The organism is Arthrospira sp. PCC 8006 (assembly GCF_046480465.1).
Taxonomy (GTDB): Bacteria; Cyanobacteriota; Cyanobacteriia; order Cyanobacteriales; family Microcoleaceae; genus Limnospira; species Limnospira platensis.
In genome coordinates, this window is record NZ_PKGG01000491.1 from 1 (window position 1) to 830 (window position 830).

General features: G+C 62.2%; 1 protein-coding gene. It reads right to left on the reverse strand.

All coding sequences use genetic code 11. The features are described 5' to 3' along the window. On the reverse strand, positions 1–830 hold an 830-nt coding region (locus B9T16_RS29005; RefSeq protein WP_410246426.1), incomplete at both ends, for an alpha-D-glucose phosphate-specific phosphoglucomutase.

Below are 830 nucleotides of genomic sequence, written 5' to 3' on the forward strand. Positions count from 1 at the left end.
TCATAATCGTGGCGGGAATAATAGTTGCGGCCATAGCGCGCCCAATGGTCGGCCATCAGGCTGGCCACGGAYTTGCCGGTCTGCGCCAGAATGTTCAGCCACAGCAGCACGGCCCATAGCCCGTCCTTTTCGCGCACATGGCTTGATCCCGTTCCAGCCGATTCCTCGCCGCACAGGGTGACCTGACCTGCATCCAGCAGGTTGCCAAAGAATTTCCAGCCTGTGGGGGTTTCAAAACACGCTATGCCCTTGGCGCTGGCCACACGGTCGACCGCGCAAGAGGTGGGCATGGACCGCGCGACGCCTGCCAGCCCCCCCGCATAGCCCGGCGCCAGATGGGCCAGATCGGCCAGCACCGCAAGCGAGTCGGACGGGCTGACATAGCAGTCCCGCCCGACAATCATGTTACGATCCCCGTCCCCGTCCGAGGCCGCCCCGAAATCAGGGGCRTCCGGCCCGTGCATGGCCGCCATCAGGTCTTTGGCCCAGATCGGGTTCGGGTCGGGGTGGCCGCCGCCAAAATCCGGCGAGGGCGTGCCATTCACCACACTGCCCGCCGCGGCGCCAAGGCGGTTTTCAAGAATTTCATGCGCATAGGGGCCAGTGACCGCATGCATCGCATCAAAACGCATGCGAAACCCGTTGTTGAACAAGCTGCGAATGGCGTCAAAGTCGAACAGGGTTTCCATCAATCCGGCATAATCGCTGATCGGGTCGACAATTTCGACCTGCATGCCCGCAAGGTCATAGGTTCCGGCTGCGTCGATGGGCACGCCAGGGGCGTCAAGAATGTGGTATTCGCCCAGGGTCTTGGTGCAGGTGAATATCTG